20 protein-coding genes are annotated in these 15,877 nt (G+C 69.7%); 15 read left to right on the top strand and 5 right to left on the bottom strand.

The features are described from left to right. Window positions 1-19: 19 nt before the first annotated feature. The 7 genes from ACWCYO_RS04675 (at window position 20) to ACWCYO_RS04645 (ending at window position 5,403) form a co-directional block, all read left to right on the top strand. Window positions 20-325: a hypothetical protein gene (locus tag ACWCYO_RS04675; RefSeq protein WP_449783328.1), complete on the top strand. Its 306-nt coding sequence runs from the start codon at window positions 20-22 to the stop codon at window positions 323-325. Window positions 326-339: 14 nt separating this feature from the next. Beyond that, window positions 340-2,328: a glycosyl hydrolase family 28-related protein gene (locus ACWCYO_RS04670; RefSeq protein WP_449783327.1), complete on the top strand. Its 1,989-nt coding sequence runs from the start codon at window positions 340-342 to the stop codon at window positions 2,326-2,328. A gap of 79 nt (window positions 2,329-2,407) precedes the next feature. Then, window positions 2,408-2,947: a phospholipase D-like domain-containing protein gene (locus ACWCYO_RS04665; RefSeq protein ID WP_449783326.1), complete on the top strand. Its 540-nt coding sequence runs from the start codon at window positions 2,408-2,410 to the stop codon at window positions 2,945-2,947. Continuing rightward, complete coding sequence (locus tag ACWCYO_RS04660) at window positions 2,944-3,357, top strand: DUF1003 domain-containing protein (RefSeq protein ID WP_449783325.1); 414 nt, start codon at window positions 2,944-2,946, stop codon at window positions 3,355-3,357. The genes ACWCYO_RS04665 and ACWCYO_RS04660 overlap by 4 nt, the downstream gene beginning before the upstream one ends. Beyond that, window positions 3,357-4,850 carry a GH25 family lysozyme gene (locus ACWCYO_RS04655; RefSeq protein ID WP_449783324.1) on the top strand — a complete coding sequence of 498 codons (1,494 nt, stop codon included), beginning with the start codon at window positions 3,357-3,359 and terminating at the stop codon, window positions 4,848-4,850. The genes ACWCYO_RS04660 and ACWCYO_RS04655 overlap by 1 nt, the downstream gene beginning before the upstream one ends. Before the next feature lie 11 nt (window positions 4,851-4,861). After that, window positions 4,862-5,143 carry a hypothetical protein gene (locus ACWCYO_RS04650; RefSeq protein ID WP_449783323.1) on the top strand — a complete coding sequence of 94 codons (282 nt, stop codon included), beginning with the start codon at window positions 4,862-4,864 and terminating at the stop codon, window positions 5,141-5,143. Between the two features lie 23 nt (window positions 5,144-5,166). After that, complete coding sequence (locus tag ACWCYO_RS04645) at window positions 5,167-5,403, top strand: hypothetical protein (RefSeq protein WP_449783322.1); 237 nt, start codon at window positions 5,167-5,169, stop codon at window positions 5,401-5,403. A gap of 53 nt (window positions 5,404-5,456) precedes the next feature. Here the strand turns inward: ACWCYO_RS04645 and ACWCYO_RS04640 are convergent, their stop codons facing one another. Together ACWCYO_RS04640 and ACWCYO_RS04635 are read right to left on the bottom strand one after the other, a co-directional pair. Next, window positions 5,457-5,987, bottom strand: coding sequence for a hypothetical protein (locus ACWCYO_RS04640; RefSeq protein WP_449783321.1), 531 nt, complete (start codon window positions 5,985-5,987; stop codon window positions 5,457-5,459). A 94-nt stretch (window positions 5,988-6,081) separates the two neighbouring features. Then, window positions 6,082-6,342 carry a hypothetical protein gene (locus ACWCYO_RS04635; protein WP_449783320.1) on the bottom strand — a complete coding sequence of 87 codons (261 nt, stop codon included), beginning with the start codon at window positions 6,340-6,342 and terminating at the stop codon, window positions 6,082-6,084. Between the two features lie 57 nt (window positions 6,343-6,399). Between ACWCYO_RS04635 and ACWCYO_RS04630 the strand changes: the two genes are divergently transcribed. The 4 genes from ACWCYO_RS04630 to ACWCYO_RS04615 all read left to right on the top strand — a co-directional run bounded on the left by ACWCYO_RS04630 (window position 6,400) and on the right by ACWCYO_RS04615 (window position 9,457). Next, a complete protein-coding gene (locus tag ACWCYO_RS04630; protein ID WP_449783319.1) occupies window positions 6,400-7,032 on the top strand; it encodes an HAD family hydrolase in 633 nt (210 codons plus the stop codon). 99 nt (window positions 7,033-7,131) lie between these two features. After that, window positions 7,132-8,316 carry a helix-turn-helix domain-containing protein gene (locus ACWCYO_RS04625; protein WP_449783318.1) on the top strand — a complete coding sequence of 395 codons (1,185 nt, stop codon included), beginning with the start codon at window positions 7,132-7,134 and terminating at the stop codon, window positions 8,314-8,316. A gap of 446 nt (window positions 8,317-8,762) precedes the next feature. Next, window positions 8,763-9,284, top strand: coding sequence for a hypothetical protein (locus ACWCYO_RS04620; protein WP_449783317.1), 522 nt, complete (start codon window positions 8,763-8,765; stop codon window positions 9,282-9,284). Beyond that, window positions 9,281-9,457 carry a hypothetical protein gene (locus tag ACWCYO_RS04615; RefSeq protein ID WP_270147922.1) on the top strand — a complete coding sequence of 59 codons (177 nt, stop codon included), beginning with the start codon at window positions 9,281-9,283 and terminating at the stop codon, window positions 9,455-9,457. Before ACWCYO_RS04620 ends, ACWCYO_RS04615 begins: the two co-directional genes overlap by 4 nt. A 54-nt stretch (window positions 9,458-9,511) precedes the next feature. Here ACWCYO_RS04615 and ACWCYO_RS04610 read toward each other — a convergent pair whose 3' ends face one another. After that, a complete protein-coding gene (locus tag ACWCYO_RS04610) occupies window positions 9,512-9,757 on the bottom strand; it encodes a helix-turn-helix domain-containing protein (protein WP_270147924.1) in 246 nt (81 codons plus the stop codon). A gap of 52 nt (window positions 9,758-9,809) precedes the next feature. Here ACWCYO_RS04610 and ACWCYO_RS04605 point away from each other — a divergent pair, with 52 nt between their 5' ends. Further along, window positions 9,810-10,133, top strand: a complete 324-nt coding sequence (locus ACWCYO_RS04605) for a hypothetical protein (RefSeq protein ID WP_449783316.1) — start codon at window positions 9,810-9,812, stop codon at window positions 10,131-10,133. Here the strand turns inward: ACWCYO_RS04605 and ACWCYO_RS04600 are convergent. Then, window positions 10,130-11,137: a hypothetical protein gene (locus tag ACWCYO_RS04600; protein WP_449783315.1), complete on the bottom strand. Its 1,008-nt coding sequence runs from the start codon at window positions 11,135-11,137 to the stop codon at window positions 10,130-10,132. The genes ACWCYO_RS04605 and ACWCYO_RS04600 overlap by 4 nt on opposite strands. Window positions 11,138-11,297: 160 nt before the next feature. Further along, on the bottom strand, window positions 11,298-12,035 hold the full coding sequence (locus tag ACWCYO_RS04595; protein ID WP_449783466.1) for an alcohol dehydrogenase catalytic domain-containing protein: 738 nt from the start codon (window positions 12,033-12,035) through the stop codon (window positions 11,298-11,300). Window positions 12,036-12,279: 244 nt separating this feature from the next. Here ACWCYO_RS04595 and ACWCYO_RS04590 point away from each other — a divergent pair, with 244 nt between their 5' ends. The 3 genes from ACWCYO_RS04590 (at window position 12,280) to ACWCYO_RS04580 (ending at window position 15,844) form a co-directional block, all read left to right on the top strand. After that, on the top strand, window positions 12,280-13,281 hold the full coding sequence (locus tag ACWCYO_RS04590; protein WP_449783314.1) for a phosphotransferase family protein: 1,002 nt from the start codon (window positions 12,280-12,282) through the stop codon (window positions 13,279-13,281). Window positions 13,282-13,405: 124 nt separating this feature from the next. Next, window positions 13,406-13,906 (top strand): thiol peroxidase, encoded by a 501-nt coding sequence (tpx, locus tag ACWCYO_RS04585; protein WP_449783313.1) that lies wholly within the window; start codon window positions 13,406-13,408, stop codon window positions 13,904-13,906. A 582-nt stretch (window positions 13,907-14,488) separates the two neighbouring features. Continuing rightward, a complete protein-coding gene (locus ACWCYO_RS04580) occupies window positions 14,489-15,844 on the top strand; it encodes a hypothetical protein (protein WP_449783312.1) in 1,356 nt (451 codons plus the stop codon). Window positions 15,845-15,877 lie beyond the last annotated feature (33 nt).

Below are 15,877 nucleotides of genomic sequence, written 5' to 3'. Positions count from 1 at the left end.
GAAGGTCAGCGACCCACTGATGCCCCTCTATCCGCGCCCGCTGGAGCAGCGCTTCCCCGCCGAACTCCTGGCCATGCAGCAGCGCCTGGGCCGCCTGGAAGTCCGCACCGCGGGAATCGACTCCGGCTGGCCACTCGCCGCACTTCCCGCGGTCATCGACCCGGCCTACACATCTGGCCAGCCCAAGGCCTACATCAACGGGGCCTCCACCCTCACGGGGCCGTACCAGCGTCTGTCGTCCTACACCCCGGCTGCAGGCGACCACGTCCTCGTCATGCCGGTCGGCGTGCAGCAGACCTACGTGATCCTCGGCAAATTGATCTGACCAGGAGACCCACCTTGACCGCGAGCGTGTACGGCATCACCCTGGCCGGCCTTCTGGACTGGCTGAACGTCATGGAGCCTCCTTACGGTGCCAAGGGCGACGGCGTCACCGACGACACCGCAGCCATTCAGAACGCCCTCAACGCCGCTCCCATCGGCGGCACCGTGTACCTGCCGCCGCCACCGGCCAACTACGCCGTCTCCGCGCCGCTCACGATTCCACCGCAGGTGCGGCTCCTCGGCTGGACCGGCACGCACATCGACGCCACCACGTGCACCATCAAACCGGTCGCCAGCTTCACCGGCGCCGCCGTGCTCCTTCTCCTCGACCAGACCACCGGCGGATACGCGCTGCCGAACGTGGACGCGCACATCGCGAACCTGACGATCGACGGTTCGAACCTCACCGGCACGACCATCGACGGCATCCAGGCGCAGGGCTACGTCCATGGTCTGACGATCGACAACGTGCAGATCCGCAGCATGCCGAACCATGGCATCGCCACCGTCAGCAACGCCTCCGGTACCCCGTACTCCTGGCGCGTCACCCGCGTTGTCGCCAACGCCTGCCTCGGCTATGGGTTCTCGATCAGCATGACGGACTCCACCTGGATGGACGTGCAGGCCATCGGCTGTGGCAAATCCGGCTGGTACCTGGGCCCCAACGCCAACTCGCATTTCCTCTCGTGCCGCGCGGAGTGGAACGCCTACGACGGGTTCACGATCACCGGCTCCACCGGCAGCGGCGCTGGCTCGGGCGGCTGCACATTCGTCAGCTGCAGCACCGACCGCAACGCCTACCACGGCGTCAACATCAACGCCACGGGCCCGACTCCGCTGATTTTCACCGGGTTGCTCCTGCGCCGCGACGGCAGGTCGTCCACCACCTCCGGCTATGCCGGGATCTGTGTGAACTCCGGCTCCACCGTCCCCGTGATCGTGAACGGTGCGACCGTCTTCCCCGGAACGAACGACGACAACACCGGCAACGCCTCCCCGCAGTACGGGTTCAGCATCGTCGGATCCAGCCGGAACGTCGCCCTCAACAGCGGCTTCTTCCAGGGCATCTCCGCAGGTATCCGCGATGACGGCACCAACTCCAACTGGTGGCGGTCCCCGAACGTCCTGGAGGCCACTGGCGCCACCAACACGCAGACGTTCGCCTCCGCGTTCAACTGGGCCACCACCGGACAGGGATCGATCTCCCAGAGCGCAGACGCCATCGCACTCCAGCTCTCCAACTCGGTCACGAACACCACCAATGCGCTGCTCAACTACGTCTCCGGCGGCGCGACCGGACTCGCAGCAAAGAGCAGGGCCACCGGCGACACTGTGGCCCGGTTCCAGCGCGACGTGGCCGGCAAGATGCAGTGGGGCTCCGGCAGCGCCACGGCCGACACCAACCTGTACCGCTCGGCCGCCGGCACCCTGGCCACCGATCAGACCCTGAGTGTCGGCCAGAGCCTGAGCGTCGGCGCGCACGCCCTCGGCATCGTCGGCCCGCAGGAGACCGGCTTGCAGGCCTGGGTCTTCGATCCCGCGAACGTGGCCTCCGGGAAGGCCGGGACCGCGGGCACGCTGTACCTGGCGGCGCTCTATGTCGCCAGGGCGGTGACCGTGACCAAGCTGCTGTGGGGGATCAACACGGCGGGTGCTTCGCCGACTTCGGGTCAGAATTTCGTCGGCTTGTACAGCTCTGCCGGTTCGCTCCTCGCGTCGGTCGGCGTGGATGCCAGGGTCACCAGCACCGGCATGTTCACCGAGACGATCAACGTGGCGGTCACGCCCGGTCAGTACTGGGTCGCATTCATGTTCAACGCGACCACGATGCCGTCGGTCTACCGCGGCCAGGATCTCAACGCGACGCTCATGAACTCCGGGGCATCCACCAGCACCCTGCGCTTCTGCACGAACGGCACCGGCCTGACCACAGCCCTGCCGGCGAACATCACTCCCGCCTCGAACGCGGCGGCGCAGTACTCCTACTGGGCCGCCATCGGATAGGCGGCGACGCAGCCCCGCAAACGCATCCCAACGCCCTCGAGCCATTGGCCGGGGGCTTCTTCATGCCCGAAGGAAACTCATGGCGCTGCCCAACCTCGACGCGCTCGACAAACACAAGACTGGCGGGTTCCCCCCGGGATACCCATCGTCTGTACGAACCTTCTACAGCCCGGTCGACGACGTCCACAGCATGCTGCTCGACCTCGTCCAGTCCGCCACCAGCTCGCTGGTGGCGGCGCTGTACGGCTTCGACGACGACGAACTCGCGAACGCCATCCGCACGAAGCTCGCCGATGAGAAGGTCTTCGTCCAGCTCACCCTCGACTCCAGCCAGGCGGGCGGCGTGCACGAGCGGACGCTGCTAGCACGCGAGAGCTACCCGGCGTCCAGTGTGGCGATCGGCCGCAGCGAGCACGGCGCGATCATGCACATGAAGATGCTGATCGTCGACGGCCTTGACGTCGTCACCGGCTCCACCAACTGGAGCCACTCCGGCGAAGCACTCCAGGACAACCAAGCCACCGTCATCCGGGACCCGCTTGTCGCCGCCGAAGCCCGCGCCCGCATCGACGCCATCCACCAGCACATGCTCAACACCCCCAAGAGAGCTGCCGCATGAGACGCACAGACTCCACCGAAGCATCGGCGCACCGGCATCCCGCCAACCAAGCCCGGCACGATGACCGCGCCTTCGGCGACCGCGTAGCTGACAGCCTCGCCGGTGGAATGGGTAGCTGGCGGTTCATCATCGGCCAGGCAGTGTTCACTGCGGCGTGGATCGCCGCGAACACCGTGCACGGATGGTCCCGCTGGGACGAGTACCCGTTCGTCCTGCTCAACCTCGTCTACAGCTTCCAGGCAGGCTTCACCGGCCCGATCCTGCTGCTCAGCCAGAACCGGCAGGCTGAACACGACCGGCTGCGGGCAGAACACGACTACGACGTGAACGAGGAAGCGCTCGCCTGGAACCGGGCGATCGCTACGCACCTCGGCATCAACGATCCGGCGACTGGGAAGGGGACCGGCTGATGGCGAACGCCCGCGGCTACGACGTCTCCGACTACCAGTCCTCGATACCCGACGACGCCGAGTTCGTGATCGTGAAGGCGTCGGAGGGCGCCCGGACCGAGCAAACCGGCTACGCGGCAAAGGTGGCCGAAGCCCGGCGTCGGAACATCATCGTCGGGCACTACCACTTCATCCACTGCGAGAACGACGTCCAGGGCGAGATCGACCACTTCTGTCGCGTGGTCGGCCCCGTCCCAGCTGGCGAACTGCTGGTCCTGGACTTCGAGCCGTACGGTCAGCCGGTCTCGGACAGCGCTGCGACGGCGGCGAAGAACGCCTGGCTCGCTGCCGTGAAGGCCAGGTATCCGAACAACCGCGTGGGGCTGTACACGAGCGTCGACTGGTGGCACCGCACCGACGACAACTGCGCGAATTTCCTGTGGATCGCCGACTACGTCACCCCCGGTTCTCCGCGAATCCAGGCGCCGTGGCGGTTCCACCAGTTCACGGACGCACCGCTCGACACCAACGTGTACTGCAGCACCATCGACGACCTGCGCGTCTGGGCTGGTGCGTCGGCACCTGCTCCTTCTCCCGGTCCGGCCGCCCCCGGGCCGTGGATGCCTCCGGGCCGGGTGACGCGTGATCAGTGGGGTGCGGTCGCACCGTCGGGGTCGTACACGCCGATGACTGGCGCGCTCGGCGTGAAGGTCCACTACCTAGGCGAGTCCTACACCTTCGACGATCACGCGACGTGCGCTGCGTACGTCCGCAAGGTCCAGGCAGCTCACATGGCTGACCCGAAGGAACACTGGCTCGACATCGCCTACAACGAGCTGGTGTGTGAGCACGGGTACCGGTTCGAGGGCCGCGGCCACAACGTGTGGTCTGGCGCGAACGGCAACACAGAACTCAACGCCCAGCACTACGCGATCTGCGCGCTCCTCGGCTCGACCGGCTCCACCGTGCCCACCGACGCCCAGCTGAACGGTCTGCGCGACGCGATCGAGGACTACCAGGCCAACGCCGCCGCAGGCCCCGAGATCCGTGGCCACCGCGACGGTTACCCCACCGACTGCCCCGGCGGCCCCCTGTACGCGTGGGTGCAGGCCGGCGCCCCACGCCCTAACGCCCCGTCCCAGGAGGACGACATGCCCATCACCGACGACGACGCCGCGAAGATCGCCCACGTCATCTGGAACTACCACCTGCCGCACCTGCGCGACGACTGGACCGCGGATGGAGACCTCGCCGCGTACTGGTTCGTCGCTGGCAAGGACGTCAGCGACCGTGCCAACGCGCGGGCCTTCGCCGAGCTGCAGACGACCCTCACCGCCCAGACTGCCGCGATCACTGCGCTGGCCGCCCAGATCACGGCCCAGCACCCGGACGTCGACACCGCCGCCGTGGTCGCCGCGGTGCAGCAGGCGATCGCCTCCGCGACGGTCCACGTCCAGGTCGACGTCGCCGGCACTCCCGCGTCCACGACCGCCCCTGCGACCCCGACCAGCTGAGGAGCTGCCCCATGTCCGACTCCGCACGCCGTACCGCCCGTACGGTGCTCGCCGTCGTTCCGGCGCTGGCCGCCGGCCTGCCGCTGCTGGTTCGTACCGCTGGCCTGCCGGACACCCTGCCGGGTCTGGGGACCGTGCTCGCGGTCGCCGCGGCGATCACCCGCGTTCTGGCGCTGCCGCAGGTCGACGCGTGGCTGCCGTCCTGGCTGAAGATGGCGCCGGCGCCTGCGGCGGGGCCGTCCGCTCCGACCGTGCTGCCGCCGGCGGACCCGCCGATGGGGAGCCACGAGTGAGTACCCCGCCGCCGGACGCCGGGGTGTACATCAGCCCGGCGCAGACGCACGCGGAGGTGAGGCGGATCGCTGACGGCCAGATCCGGATGGAGGCCAAGCTTGACGCGATCCTCGGCGACCAGCGGGAGCATCGGGAGACGATCGCGGACCACGAATCCCGCATCCGGCACCTGGAGGCTAACCGCTGGCCGCTGCCGACCATCTCGGCGATCGGCGCGATCATCGCTGTCGTCGCCTCCGTGGTCCCGCTCATTCACTGAACCACCGCGCCCCCGCCCGGCCACGTGCCGGGCGGGGGCGCTTCGTAGTGTCGTCAGCCGGCGGCCTTGTCGTACTCGGCGGCCTGGTCCGGGGTCAGCGCCTTGGCGACGCGCACAAGCACCGCGCCGTGGACGAAGTCGTACTCGGCGAAGATCGGCTGGGCCTTGCCGATGGCCTCGATGTAGGCGGCGCGGGCCTTCGCGTCCTCGGCGGAGGCGAAGACTTCGACGGTTGCGCCGCGGTCGGCGCCCGACGCGTGGGTGTCCTCGATGCGGCTGTCGGTGATAACGGTCGCGCTCAAGTACTGGTGTGGCCGGCCGAGGAGCTTGTTGGGGTCGTCCGCGGCGGTGACGTTTGTGGTGGTGGTGACGGTGTGGACCGCCTTCTTGATCTTCGCGGCGATGGCTGCGGCGTCCTGACCGGCGGCGTCCGGGGCGGCCTTCGGGCTCCCGGTTGCGGTCGCTGTGCCTGCGGCCGTGAGGGTCGGGGCTGGGGCGGCCGGCCTGTCCGTGGTGCTGCTGGAGCAGGCGGCGGTGGCGGCGAGGAAGCCGGCGGTGAGGAGGGTGAGGGTGGTGCGGCGCATGGTCCCCCCTGGGACGTGGTGCGGGTGGTGGGGGGACCGTATCGGCGTGGGCGTGCCGTTTGGGGGTGGTTTGGCCGAGCTGTGACCAAACGGGTCAGGCCGCGGCTGGCTCGCCGTCGATATAGGCCTTGGCGGCGTCCAGGGAAGCCTGCCAGGTCTGCGCGTAGCAGGCCGCGGCCCGGGCTTCCTCCCAGATGGGGTGGGCGCGGAGGGTGAGTGCCCGGTCGATGTAGGTGTCTCGTGCGGCATCTACGTCGCCGCCGGCCTCTCGGGTCGTAGTCATCGCCCGGTCGGCCTCCACCACGGCAACATGGAGGGGCAGCAGATCATCCGGGAGCGGCAGAGGCTTGGGCATGCCGCCATCGTACGAGAGACCACCGACAGGACACCCCGCCCCCGCTAGGCTCGCGGCGTGACCGTGCGATCTGTGGTGTTCGACATCGGCGAGACCCTGACCAGCGACACCCGGTACTGGGGGGACTGGGCCCGATGGCTTGGTATCCCTGCCCACACGATGTCCGCCCTGGTCGGTGCGGTGTTGGCCCAGGGTCGGGACAACGCCGACGCGATTCGGATCGCCCGGCCGGGCGTGGACGTCGCTGCCGAGTGGCAGGCCCGGCAGGCCGCCGGGCAGGGTGACCACCTCGACGAATCCGACCTGTACCCGGACGTGCGCCCAGCTCTGGCCCGGCTGCGAGCGGCGGGGGTGTGGGTAGGGATCGCGGGCAACCAGAACCCGGCGGTATCTGCGCTGTTGCGCGGGCTCGACCTGCCGGCAGACGCCATTGCGACGTCTGGCGAGTGGGGGGTGTCCAAGCCAAGCTCTGCCTTCTTTGATCGGGTGGTGGCCTGGGCACCCGGTGAGCCTCACGAGATCGTGTACGTCGGCGATCATCCGGCAAACGACGTCGCGCCCGCCCGGGCCGCTGGCCTGCGGGCGGCGCACCTTCGCCGCGGTCCGATTGGTCTTACCACCAGCGCGCCGGATGCGGACTGGACGGTCGCTTCGCTGACTGAGCTGGCTGATCTGCTGGTCGGTCAGTAGCAGGACTGCCCCGGCGGCGTGACCGTCGGGGCGAATCCGCCCAGCGCCCGCGTGGCGCCGGTACCGTTCCGAGTGCGACCACGGAACGGAGCCCAGAGTATGCCCGGAACGACTGCTGCCGCACTCGGTCAGCGGATCGAAACTGCTCGCCTGGCGGCCGGATTGACACGACGTCGGCTGGAGGAGCTTACCGGCGTCTCGTACAGCACGATTCGCAAGGTCGAGGGCGGCGAGCGGTCACCAGGTGACGGGGTTCTGGACGCGCTGGCCCGTGCCCTTGGCCGAACGCCGGAGGATCTGCTGGAGGGCCCTGGTCGTACCGATAGCAGGGTGCACGAGGCCATCCCCGAGCTGCAGCGCGTGATCGCCGCGTACGACCTGCCGGACGACGGCCCGGTTCGGCCACTCCACGAGCTGGCAGCTGACGTCGACCGGGTGGTCGAGGCCCGTGTGCAGTCGCAGTACGCGCACCTCGCCGAGCAGGTGCCGCATCTTCTCGGAGAGTTGTTCCGCGCCGTCGACCAGGCTCGGGGAACTGAGCGCGAACAGGCCGCCCGTCTCCTCGCGCTAGCTGCAAGGTCGGCGGACGCGGTGGCCTACAAGTACGGCTACGGCGACCTTTCGGCCCGGCTGGTGGAGCTGATGCGCTGGGCCGCGTCGATCGTCGCTGAACCCGCCCTCGAAGCTGCCGCGGCGTACGTCCGCATGGAGATCTACTTCTCCGCCGACCGGCTCGGTCCCGGCCTCCGGTCGCTCCGTGCCGCCATCGACCGGATGCCATCCCCGACGACGGAGCCGCTCGCCGCGGCTGCGGCAGCCCTGCACATGCGCGCGGCGGTCGCTGCCGGCCGAATGCGGCGCGCGGACGAGGCCCGGGAACATCTGCGGGACGCCGAGGCACTGGCGTGCCGGGTCCGGGAGCGGCTCTACGACGGCACCGCAGTAGGGCCTGACAGCCTGGAGATCCACCGGCTTTCGGTGGCGGTGGAGCTGGGCGAGCCGCAGGATCTCCGTGACGCGGTAGCGGCGGCGGCCCGCTGGGCGCCCCCGCAGGAGCTTCCGGCTGAGCGTCGGTCGCACTACTACATCGACCTCGGCCGGGCCCAGATGCTCCTGGGCCGGCCCCAGCATGCCAAGGAGTCGCTGATGGTGGCTCGGCGGATCGCGCCGCAGCACGTCCGGGAGCACGGCCAAGTGCGGGCGGAGCTGGCCACGATGGTCAGGCTGTCGCGCGGTCGGGACGAGCAACTGTTGCAGTTCGCGCGGTGGGCCAAGGCAGTCTGAGGGGGTGCCACAGGTTGTGGCACTTTCGGGGGTAGCCACCGGGGACGCTTAGGGCCGTGACAGAGACACCGACAGCAGTGGTTGTCGAGCCGGGGTCAATAAGCCCCGCTCGGCTGCACGGGGAGGCCTCCATCAGCTGCGGGTCGCCCGAGCCCCCAATGATTGCGGCCGGCTGGGTCTACACGTCGACCGGCTCCAAGACGGCCCCGCTCGGTTGGCCCGTCGTGGCCCACCACTCCTGCCTCGCGGACGTGCCGTGAGCACCGCCGAGCTTGTGAACATCGACCCGCGCGGACGCCATCGGCGAGCCCGCCGGGACTCGCAGGAGCACGCTGCCGCAACGACGGCCCGCATGCGACTGGACGAGCATCGCAGCGACAGCGGTCGGTGCGACACCCCGTGGCCCTGTGCCGTCGCGACGGACGCCCTGAACAAGGACCCGTTCCATGATGCCGGAGGAGGACCAGGTCATGAACCCCGATGACACCTTGACGGTCGCGGTGGACGGTCACCTGGAGCGTGTCACCAAGCCCGCGCTGGAGGCTCTCGACGTGTTGTGGGCGACCGTGCGCCATCTGCCGATCAGCGAGTACGAGCTCAAGGCCATGAGCTGGATGCTCGCGTCCGGCAGTACGGCGGACCTGGAGCGCATGATGGACGGGGCCGGGGTCGTCGATTGGACTCTGGGGCTGGACGGTGGCGGCCAGGCGACCGTGCGAGTTTGGCATGGCGACGGCCTGACTCATGCTCAGCGGGTCGCGGCTCGGTACAGCGTGGTGCGGGTAGAGGCTGACACGCTGGGGCGTCGTATGTGGGGGATCCGCGACGCCATGTCCGGCCGCCTGGTGGCCAGTTCCGGGTATCGTCCCCTCCGGTTCTCGACCCCGGAGAGCGCCCGCGAGTGGATCCGCAGTCGGGTGAATTTGGCGGGCTACCGCAGCACGCGGCACCTGGCAGGCACCGAGTGAGCGCCGTCGGGGAGATGCTGGTCGCCCCGGTCGAGTACGGGCAGTGCGTGACGTGCCGGGGCTGGGGGCGGGGGCCCTGGGTTGCGGACCTCACCGCCCACATCGCGCTGGTGCTGCACTGCCAGCCGTCCCATCCGAACAACCCGCCGCCGCCAAACCCGCCGACGGAGTAGCACCACAGCCCCTGGCCGGCCGTACGGCGGTACGGCCGGCTAGCCGGGCCCCGGTCACCCGTAGAACAGCCTCCACGTCGGAACGCTGAACGCCCGGGCAATGGCTACAAGGTCGTCGACTCCGGCCGAGGTCATTCCGTGCTCGTAGTGACGGATGGTCTGCCGGTCGCGCCCGATGATCTCGGCCAGCCGCTCCTGCGTCATGCCGTGCGAGCGGCGCAGGTGCCGGATCCGTTCGCCGACCGCGCGGCGCTCCTGTAGCTGGTGGGCGTCGGGTCTGCGGCGGGATGGGGTCGGCACCCCTTGACGCTGGCGCGATCATGATCAAAAGTCTGCATACCAAAGCCACCATTTGATCGATTGCACGTTCGATACGATTACTACCTGCAACCGGGGGGACCGGAACCAGGAGCATGCACTGGCCAGCGCGACCTACAACCTCACCGTTGACGGCATCGTCGAACCAAAGGAGCACCAAAGCCTCAGCTCCGCCACGGCGGCACTCTGGGCGATCCTCGACTCACTGCCGATCAGCCCGACCGAGCGCCAGGCCTACCGCTGGTTCCTCGCCGAGCCCGACCGGGTCCACGATTTCATCGACCGTGACGGCCAGATGTCGTTCAAGTTCAACCTCGGAGGCACTCCCTACACGGCCGTCATCAAACCAACTGACTAGCCGCCGTTCCGGGACCACCAGTACACAAGCTGCACAACGTTCGCACTGCCCGTCAGCTCCCGAAGGGCCGCCACCCGCGAGGCGATGGTGCGCTTCGACACCGCCATCTCCTCTCCGATCTCCTCATACTCCTTGCCCTGACTGAGGCCGACGAGGATGCGCTGGTGCATGGCGGTGAGCCGGGGCACATCCTGCTGCATGCCGTCCCAGATCTGGGCCCGCGCCCAGTCCCGCTCGAAGATCGACACCAAAAGGGCCACCAAGCCCTCATCGGTGACGAACATCGCCCGGTCGGGCGCCTTCCCCTCACCTTCCCAAGGCGTCAGGACCGAGGTGATGGCAACCCTGCGGTCAATGATGATCGCCCGGTTGAAGTCGACACTGGTCCGCACCTGAGCACCCTGCTCGGTGACCACCTGGGCCCACCTACACGTCGGACCGTCAGCCCGAACGCTGGGCAGGTAGATCGTCCGCATATCGGCGCCGCGGTTGATGACGCCGAGGTCCCGCTGGTACGACAACGCCAGCATCTCAGCCGGGCGGGGGCCTGTCGGCTGGGCCGTCAGCAGCTCCTTCTCGCAGGACTCCAGGAGCGGTGTAAGTGTCCGGTTGATGGCCTCGTAGCCGGTCACGTATTCCACGCCAACGCCGGGCCGGCTCGGATGGATGCGCTGGTAGGCGGTCGCCAGGTCCCGCATCTGACTCGGCACGGACTGCGCCTCTACCAGGAGCTGACTAGCCACCGTCTGCAGGTTGTCCTGCCAGTCCCGGACGGCCGCCTGCACATCAAGGGCCACGTACTCGTCCTCTTTGTGCGGGTGCGGGGCAATCAGGCCGACCCCAAGTAGTTGGTCGCGCTCCGGGCTCTGTGGAGGGTCGGTCTGCTCACCCGTGAGCACTCGCAGGTAGAGGGCCTTGGCTGCAGGCGTGAGAAAGAGTCGACTATCCGGCGTGACCGAATTGACCATGATGATCCCTGTTTGATGGCTTTTACCCTTTTGCATCTGGATGCAATTTTCAGATGATAACGGGTGAAGACTTGATTCAAACCGGAACGATCGCGAACATTGGGGCGCACGGGAAAACAGCGCCCTCCGTGCAATTCCCCCACACCACGGCTGCCCCTGGCAGCGGAAGGGGTCTCCTATGTCCGCCCGCACGACCCTACGGCGCGTCGCAGTTGCGGTCGCCATCACTGCGGCCCTCGCAGCCGCCGGGGCTCTCGCATCGGCCGCGTCCACCGCGGCGCCCGAACGAAGTGTCGCCGACTCCACCTGGGGCGGCATTGCCCCGCCGCAGCCAGCCCCGGCCACAACGCCGGTCTCCTACGCTCCGATGGACTCCACCTGGGGCGGCTGACCAAACAGAGAGACCCGGCCGCCAGCTGCCCGCTGCGGCCGGGTCTCTACGACGCCCGCCCCTCAGTGCCCGACGGAAACGGGCACTGGGAGGTGGGGGCTGGGGGGCACTTGCATGGTCGGATGCTCGAGCATCGTAGCCACCGTGCTGCCAGTGCCAACACCCTCCCAATAGCGGGGGTTGTGGTGGCATATGCCGTGTGGACCGACCGGTCCGTATGGTCCTCAGCGCCGGGTCGCTTCGCCAGGCTTCCCATCCACCCGTGCCTGGCGAAGCGGCCTCATTGTGTGTATTAGAGGCGTCATCGTGGGAGAAGGCGGGGATGGAGTCGACCGCGTCGCCGACGCTGAAGCCGCTGACGCCCTCACCGACGGCATCCACCGTCCCGGCCGCCTCGTAACCGGGAGTGGCGAGCGGCTTCGGCTCCTCCAGGTAGTTGCCCGAGCGGAAGAGGGCCTCGGCACGGTTGAGGCCCAGGGCCTGGACCCTGATGCGCAGTTCTCCCGGCCCGGGCTCGGGCAGGGGCACCTCTCGCACGGTCATGACCTCCGGCGCGCCGGGAGCGGTGAAGACGACTTTCCTGGGCATGGCGCTCTCCCCATCAATGGACGGTATGCGATGAGCCGGCGGGTGCGGTTCGAGTCCCACCCAAGCGCGGACCGGACCGGCTGTCAAACTTCGACCAGCATCGGAATATGGTTCTCGAGACGTGTGTTGTACGGAAGTTGAGAAACCGTCACACCACCCTGACGAGACCCCGATCCGGGCGGGCGTAGGGTGGTCGTCCGTGATCGAGGACGACGCGCTGCAGGAATGGGCCGGCACCCGCCGGTGGGTGGAGGGCGTGCTCGCGCCCGGTGAGCGGATCACCCGGGTACGGGCACTCCAGGGCGGCTGGACCTCGCAGATGCGCCGCCTGGACATCGAACCCTCCGACGACGGCGACGACGGCAGGGGCAGCGACGACGGCAGTGGCGGCGGGGGTTACACGCTGGTGCTGCGTTCCTTCGTCAAACCGTTCTACCGCCGGCACGCCCCGGCCATGCTGGAACGCGAAGCCGGCGTACTGCGCCTGCTCGAGGCCGGCGCCATCCCCGCGCCGCGGCTGCGCGCGGTGGACGCCACGGGCGCGCACTGCGACGACCCGTCGCTGGTGATGACCCATCTGCCCGGCAGCGTACGGGTGCACGAGGACGCCGACGTGGCGCGCCGCACCACCCTGCTGGCCGGGCAGCTGGCGACCCTGCACACCCTCGAGGTGCCCGATCAGGAACGTCCACGGCCCTGGCAGGCCTGGACCAGCCCCGAACGCGTACAGGTGCCCGCCGCCACCGAACGAGCGGGACTGTGGAAGCGGGCGGTGGAGCTGATCGACCGTGAAGCGCCCGCACACCACGCCTGCTTCCTGCACCGCGACTTCCACCCCGGCAACGTCCTGTTCACCGGCCACGGACCGCAGCTGGCGATCAGCGGCGTCGTCGACTGGGTGGAGACCTCCTGGGGTCCGTCCGACCTGGACGTCGCCCACTGCAGCACCACGCTGGCCCTCCTCCACGGCGCACCCGCCGGCCTGGCCCTCGCCGACGCCTACGAGCAGGCCGGCGGCACCCTCACCGCCGACGGCCGGGATCACCTCTACTGGCGGCTGCTCGACGCCCTGGCGTTCGCCCCGGACGCGGAGAAGGTCGCCGTGCCCTGGCGCGAGCTGGGGCGCACCGACCTGAGCGCGCCGGTGCTGGCCGGGCGCCTGGAGGACTACCTGCAGGCCCTGTTCGATCGCTACGCGTAGCCGGTACGGGCGCCGGGCAGCATCCCCCCGACCCGCCCCACCCAGGCGGCCAGAGCCACCGCCAGGTCCTTGGCAGTAGGATCGGCGACGTTGTCACCCGCACACCGCCGGTAGGAGGCTTTTCATGGCTCAGGTCACGCTGAAGGGGAACCCGATCGAGGTCGGCGGCGCGCTGCCCGCGACGGGCAGCCAGGCGCCGGCGTTCACGCTGGTCGGCGAGGGCCTCACGGACACCTCGCTGAAGGACTTCGCCGGACGGCGCAAGGTCCTCAACATCTTCCCCAGCATCGACACGCCCACCTGCGCCACCTCCGTGCGCACCTTCAACGCCAAGGCCAGCGCGCTCGAGAACACCGTGGTCCTGTGCATCTCCGCCGACCTGCCCTTCGCCCAGGCACGGTTCTGCGGCGCGGAAGGCCTGGAGAACGTCAAGACCCTCTCCACCCTGCGCGGACGCGACTTCCACAACGACTACGGCGTCTCGATCGACAGCGGCCCGCTCGCCGGCCTCACCGCCCGCGCCGTGGTGGTCCTCGACGAGAACGACACCGTCCTGCACACCGAGCTCGTCGCCGAGATCGCCGAGGAGCCGAACTACGAGGCCGCCCTCGCCGCCCTCAACTGACGCACCCCACCAGCGACCCGCCCCACACCGCACACCGGTGTGGGGCGGGTCCGCGTTCTCCGGCTCCCACGCCGGGAGACCGCACACGCTCACCGGTCCGCAGGATCCAGACGTCGCCGCGGACCGTCGTCACCACCGGCGGAGGGGCCCGGTCCTCGATCCGCAGCCACTCGATCGACCCCGTCCCCGGTCGGGACCAGTCGGCCGGGTCGACGGACCAGAGCACGACCTGCTTGCCGAGCGCCGCCGCCCGGGAGCGCGCCGATCGCGGTCCGGATCCTGCCGACGGCCCCGCGTCCAGCCGGCCGTACAGCCATGCCTGCCCCCCTGACGTCGGAGCTGCCGGATGGGCGACAGGCGGCCGGTGTGCGCCGACGACTGCCGAGGTCGCGACCCACCAGGGGACGAAAGTGGGTGAAATCGACCAGCCGGACGGCGGGTTGATCCCGACGACAGACAGGGAGAGCCACGGTCGGCGCGGAAACGGTGTGGCGAACGGCGTCGGCGGGCGCTAAGCTCCCCAGCGATGACCACCTATGTTGATCACGGATCGGAGGTCTCGTTCGCTCAAGGTGAGTGCTGATGCACACTCACACCGCGAACGGAGACGACTCCCGCCTCTCCTTCTGGCGGCGCGTACGCGAGTACGCCGTACCGCCCTTCATGATCGAAGCCGCCACCGCACGTCGACTGTCCGGCGACTGGGCCGGGGCCTGCGCCGCGGCCAATGTCGAGATCGACTTCCAGCTGCACCGCGTCACCCGCACCCACGGCCGGGAGCTCGCCGACCGACTACGGGCCGATCTGCGCTGCCTGGCACCGGAGTTGCTGCGCTGGCACCTGCCGAGGACCGCACCCGACGGGCTGCTGCGCGCCGGGCTGACCGTGCCGCTGGTCCGGTACCCGGGCGAGCGTCGGGTGCACCTGGTGGTCCGCACACCGCCCGCCTGGGCGGAGTTCGGGCAGCGGGTCAGCCTGGCACTCTGGGACGGCTCCGACGCCGGCCCCGCCCCGCATCCGCGCCCACGCCCCAGCCGCCGGTTCCGCCTCGACCTGCACCGGCACCTCTGGGACGCGAGCCGCAGTGGGGAGTTGGCGCTGCGCGCCGGACTCGGTGCGCCAAGTGACCTCCACCAGGAGGGACTTGGCGTGTCCGATCTGCGCTGTGCGGTCGACCGCTGGGCCGCCGAGGCCGAGCTGCTGCTGCGCGCCGACGGACTCCCCGCGGGGCCGGTGGTGGTGCGGTTGGGGCGTCGGCGGCGGTTGCTGCTCACTCCGGACGCGCCGCCCGCCGAGGCGACCGGAGCGGTCCGCGCCCTGCCGCTGCTGCCCGACGCCGCGACCTGGGTACTGCCCGACGCCGACCTGCTGCACAGCGGGGCGATCGAGCCCGACCGGTTGCACCCGCTGGTCGCGGCCGCGCTGGTGCCTGGGCACCGAGCCGCCCGACACCCCCAACCGCCCCGGGGGCTGCGGCTGGTGGAGTGCCGCGGCGCCCGGCACCGGATCGCGGTGGTCGACGGCGTGCTGACGGCGCTCGACCACGACCCGGCCCAGCTGCGTCGCGAGGAGCTGCTGGCCGCGCTGTCCGGCACCCCGCTGCCTTGCCTGCGCGCGATCGACCAGGCGCACCGCAACCCGGCCGAACTGGCCGGTGTGCGCGAGCGGTTGAGCCACGGCGACACCGCCGGGGCGCTGGCCGTGGTGGAGGGTCTGCTCGGCCCGCAGGCGGCGCTGCGGGACGGCCCGCTGCGGGAGGAGCTCGCGGCGGCGGCGGAGCGCCGGGTCGTCTACGGCCTCTACCGGGCCGGCCTGACCGTCGACCAACGAGCCAAGACCGAACAGAGCAAGGTCTCCTACGCCCTCCATCTCGCAGAGGGCCCGATCCGCGGCACCGTCTACCCGTTCCCCCGGCCGCCTCGCCCCGCCAGCCGCTGAAAACCCCTGACTTCCGACTTCCCAAGGTGATCA

It is taken from the genome of Kitasatospora sp. NPDC001683, from assembly GCF_053596495.1.
Note: the sequence above shows the minus strand (reverse complement) of the source record. Positions and strands in the feature narration are given on the sequence as shown.